4 protein-coding genes are annotated in these 4,488 nt (G+C 57.4%); 2 read left to right on the top strand and 2 right to left on the bottom strand.

All coding sequences use genetic code 11. The annotated features are described in order from the left end of the window. Positions 1-165: 165 nt before the first annotated feature. Positions 166-2,016, top strand: coding sequence for a Xaa-Pro dipeptidyl-peptidase (locus ABX749_RS23415; protein ID WP_372898128.1), 1,851 nt, complete (start codon positions 166-168; stop codon positions 2,014-2,016). Positions 2,017-2,225: 209 nt separating this feature from the next. On the opposite strand, the gene ABX749_RS23410 is transcribed toward ABX749_RS23415, so the two are convergent. Together ABX749_RS23410 and ABX749_RS23405 are read right to left on the bottom strand one after the other, a co-directional pair. Beyond that, entirely contained in the window at positions 2,226-2,672 is a 447-nt protein-coding gene (locus ABX749_RS23410) for a universal stress protein (RefSeq protein WP_372898127.1), read from the bottom strand. A gap of 117 nt (positions 2,673-2,789) precedes the next feature. Continuing rightward, complete coding sequence (locus tag ABX749_RS23405) at positions 2,790-3,479, bottom strand: helix-turn-helix domain-containing protein (RefSeq protein WP_372898126.1); 690 nt, start codon at positions 3,477-3,479, stop codon at positions 2,790-2,792. A gap of 218 nt (positions 3,480-3,697) precedes the next feature. Here ABX749_RS23405 and ABX749_RS23400 point away from each other — a divergent pair. After that, a partial coding sequence (locus ABX749_RS23400) for a DUF1549 domain-containing protein (RefSeq protein ID WP_372898125.1) occupies positions 3,698-4,488 on the top strand: 791 nt, incomplete at its 3' end.

The following is a 4,488-nucleotide window of genomic DNA, read 5'->3' as shown; positions in this document are numbered from 1 at the left end:
GCCTAATGTTTTGACCACTCCATTTTTTGACCCTTTCGTCTCCAGCACCTGGATGAAACTTCCGTTTTTACGACAATGCAATAGCTGACGGCCATTCGGCATTCCTGAACGAACCGTGTCGTCTTCCTGTGCCAACTTCAAGTTTGACTTCTAAAGAGATCCGTCATGCACACCTCTCGATTGACGCGCACTGCATTCGCTTGCATCAGCCTGGTCACCTGTCTCGTTGCCGGGCGATCGATCGCGACGGCCAAGGAACCGGCCAAGCCGGTGTTCAAGGACGGTGAAGCCCAGGTGGTCAAAGCGTTTGAAGATTCTGACTATTGGATTCGGCACGATCTGTGGGTCGAGACGGAGTTTGATTCCGACGGAGATGACAAGCTGGATCGGATGCATGTCAGCGTGACGCGTCCACGGCAAACCGAGAGCGAAGGGTTGAAGTTGCCCGTCGTTTATAACTCCAGTCCCTACTTTGCCGGTACCGGCGCGAAGGGAGACGAGTATTTTTGGAACCCGCGACAGGAACTCGGCGAGGACCCACCGGAACGAAAACACTTTGACGCCGTCGAGCGAACAGGGATGCGTCCGATCATCTCCAAGCGGCACGAAAAAGATTGGGTGCCACGCGGCTACATCGTGGTTCATTCCTCGTCCCCCGGAACCGGACTGTCCCAGGGGTGTCCAACTGTGGGCGGCGACAATGAGTCGCTGGCACCCAAGGCCGTGATCGACTGGCTGTGCGGTCGTGCCGATGGGTTTACGACTCCCGATGGAGACGAAAAAGTCACCGCCGATTGGTGCACCGGAAAAGTCGGGATGACGGGAACGAGTTACAACGGCACAATCCCGTTGGCGGCGGCGACGACCGGCGTGGATGGATTGGAAGCGATCATCCCGGTCGCGCCCAACACATCGTACTATCACTACTACCGATCCAACGGGCTGGTGCGACATCCCTACGGTTATCTGGGCGAAGACATCGACTACCTTTACGACTTCATCCACAGCGGCAACGAAGCGCGACGTGAGTACTGTGATTGCACTGTCCGTGATCTGGAGATGCTGACCCAGTTCGATCGGGTCAACGGTGACTACAACGATTTCTGGGCGGGGCGAGACTACTTGAATGATCTGGAACCGTTGAAGGCCGCCGTCTTGATGGCTCATGCTTTCAACGATTGGAATGTGGTCCCCGAGCACAGCGTTCGAATCTACGAGGCGCTCAAGAAGAAAGGTGTTCCGACGCAAGCGTTTTTCCATCAGGGCGGACACGGGGGACCACCGCCGATGAAGATGATGAATCGCTGGTTCACACGTTACTTGCACGGCGTCGAAAACGGTGTCGAGAAGGACCCTCGTGCATGGATCGTTCGCGAAGGTGACAAGCAGGACAAACCGACGTCCTATCCCGACTACCCCCATCCAGACGCGTCACCGGTCACGTTTTATTTGTCCGGCGGTGCACCCGAACGGGGATCGCTGAGCACGCAAGCGACTCAGGACGCCGGCACTGAGACGCTGGTCGACAATTTTTCGTTCGATGGTGCCTCGCTGGCTCAAGCCGAATGGACCGAGCACCGATTGATCTACACGACTCCGGAATTCAAAGAGCCGATTCATCTTTCCGGAACGCCTCGCATCACGATCAAACTGGCCAGCAGTAAACCCGCCGTCAATCTGTCGGTCTGGCTGGTCTCGTTGCCGTGGAACAACGACAAGAACGCCAAGATCACTGACAACATCATCACCCGCGGTTGGGCCGATCCGCAAAACCGCAACTCGATGACCGAAAGCGAACCGTTGGAGCCGGGAACGTTCTACGAGGTGTCGTTTGATCTTCAGCCCGACGATCAAGTCATCCCCAAAGGCCAGCAGATCGGATTGATGATCTTGTCCAGCGACAAAGACTTCACGCTGCACCCGACACCCGGGACAGAGTTGACGATCGACCTCGACGGCACCTCCGTTTCGCTACCGATCGTCGGCGGCAAAGAGGCCTTTGAAAAGGCGCTTTGAACGCGAGACGGCGAACAAGGAGCACCCCGTTTGGTGTTCGCATCGGTGGATGCGGTGCAACGGAAACGCTCCCCTCGCTTTGCTCGAGCCTCCAGCCAGGGCACTGGCATCAACACAGCGGTTCCCGGGGCGGCGCAACCCTCGCAAATGCTCGGTTTGCTTGCCCCAGGCTATGGATATGCATGCCCTTTGGGCAAAAGGCGACTACGTCACTCGCAGTGATTCGTCACCGTCATGACGGGGCAGACCGCGTGACGGATTGTGTGTCCGGAAACGCTGCCCAGGATGGCGCTGGAGAGACTGGAGCGGGCGGAGTTTCCCATCACGATCAATTCGATGTCGTGTTCTTTGGCGTACGTTTCGATTTCGTGATAGGCCGTTCCGAAGCGAATGCTGGTCGTCGTCCGGAAACGCGCGCGATCCTCGGGGCTCATCACATTCAGGAACTGTTCTTCGATCTCGTGGGCCTGCCGGTCACGAAACTTTTGATCGGTCGATTGGTGAATCAACGTGGGATCATCGATGACGTTCAAGAGATGGATGTGCGCATTGCTCGCCGCGGCGATCCGCATGGCATACTGCAATGCTCGCCGGGAACACTCGCTGAAGTCAACGGGGACCAGAATCTCCGAGATCGGTATCAAATCACTCACCATCGCAACGTCTCAGCAAATACAGGGATTGAAAAGCGAGGTGTTGGCCGATTGAGCCGACGATGCTCGCATTTCTAAAGGGTACCAACTGTCGCAGTGTTTCGGTATCCGATCGCAACATCACTTGTTACTGGATTTCACGAACTGGCGGCGGTAGGCGGCGGGCGTGATGCCGGTGACTTCGCGGAACCGTTTGGTCAAGTGACTTTGGTCGGTGTATCCGACGGCTACCGCAATCTCCGCAAGCGTTCTGGAGGAGGTCGTCAGAAGATCACGTGCCGCCTGAACGCGGATGCTGCGTAAGTATTGCATCGGGGTCATGCGCAGCAATTGCCGAAAGCGTCGATTGAAGTGCGTCGAGGAAAGCCCTGTCAAACTCGCCATCTCCGCCATCGAGATCGGTTCGTTGTAGTGCAATTCGATGTGCCGTGCCGCGGGCAATAATTCTTGAAGGTGCCGCGTGAGCTCTTGTTGATGCTCGATTCGGTACATCGCGCCGGCGATGCCGATGACCTCATCACAGGCATTGAACAGGGGGGTTTTGGTCGACACATACCATCGCGGGGTCTGACGGCGATGGAGCACCAGCCAGACCTGTCCGGGCAGGGGCTGACGACTCGACATCACACGTCGATCCTCCTCGATGTAGGCTTTGGCCAACAACGGTGGATGGAGATCATGGTCGGTTTTGCCGATCGCCTCGGACTCATCGGCAAGTCCATGGTTGTCCAGGAATTGTTGGTTAACCTTTACAAAACGGCTGTCGATGTCTTTGGCGTAAAAGTACGTCTGTGGCAGTGCGTCAAACAACGCAATTAACGATTCCGCGAGAGGTTGTTCTCGGAAAAACCGCTGTTGGACTAGGTGGGACAGTGGTTCGGCCATGGTCAAAATGTACCAAACTCATCGAGATCCGTCCAAGAAGTTCTTGGCCGGAGCGGGTAGACTTTTTGCTGAACACGCAGGCCGGTGGCGGACGCCTCCCGGTTGCGGAGTACCGAATTCGCAAGCTGGAAGCTGACGCCACGATGATGAATCCCCTGACGCGAGTGCTGTTGACGTTGGTGATTGCCCTGCCCGTTGTGGCGGCCGGCGAAGAACGCGTCGATTTTAATCGTGACATCCGACCGATCCTGAGCGAGAACTGTTTGCTCTGTCATGGCCCCGACGAATCGAGTCGTGAAGCCGATCTGCGACTGGATTCCTACGACGGTGCGACCGACAGCGGTGTGATCGTCCCCGGCGAGTCCGACGAGTCTGAATTCGTGCGTCGCATCCTGAGTGATTCGCCGGACGAAATCATGCCGCCGCCTGACTCCGACAAACAACTCTCGCCCGCTGACATCGGCCTGCTCCGACGCTGGATCGATCAGGGGGCCGAGTACCAGCAACATTGGGCGTGGCGGTCTCTTGAACGCCCCGAAGTCTCCGCTTCTGCAGACGGCACGGGGGTGTCAAAGCAAGGGCGGGCAGCCGCTGCGATCGACGCACTGTTGGCATCCGGTTGGGCCGAATACGGCGCAGCGCCGGTTTCCATGGCATCTCCGCGAGAACGATTGCGCCGGCTGAGTTTTGACTTGCGCGGATTGCCGCCGACGGCCGCGGAAGTGGCGAAGTTTGAGCAAGATCCCAGCGAGCAACACTTCGTTGAGTATCGCGATCGTTGGATGTCACAGCTTGCCTACGCCGAACACCAAGCCGTCCGTTGGCTGGATCTGGTGCGCTGGGCCGACACCAGCGGGTTTGTCAGCGACGAACCGATTGCGTCGGGTGCCTACCGGGCGTGGGTCATCAAAGCGTTCGATCAAAACATGCCATT

Source organism: Stieleria sp. (assembly GCF_041595215.1).
Taxonomy (GTDB): Bacteria; Planctomycetota; Planctomycetia; order Pirellulales; family Pirellulaceae; genus Stieleria; species Stieleria magnilauensis.
This window is presented reverse-complemented; position numbering and strand designations above follow the sequence as displayed.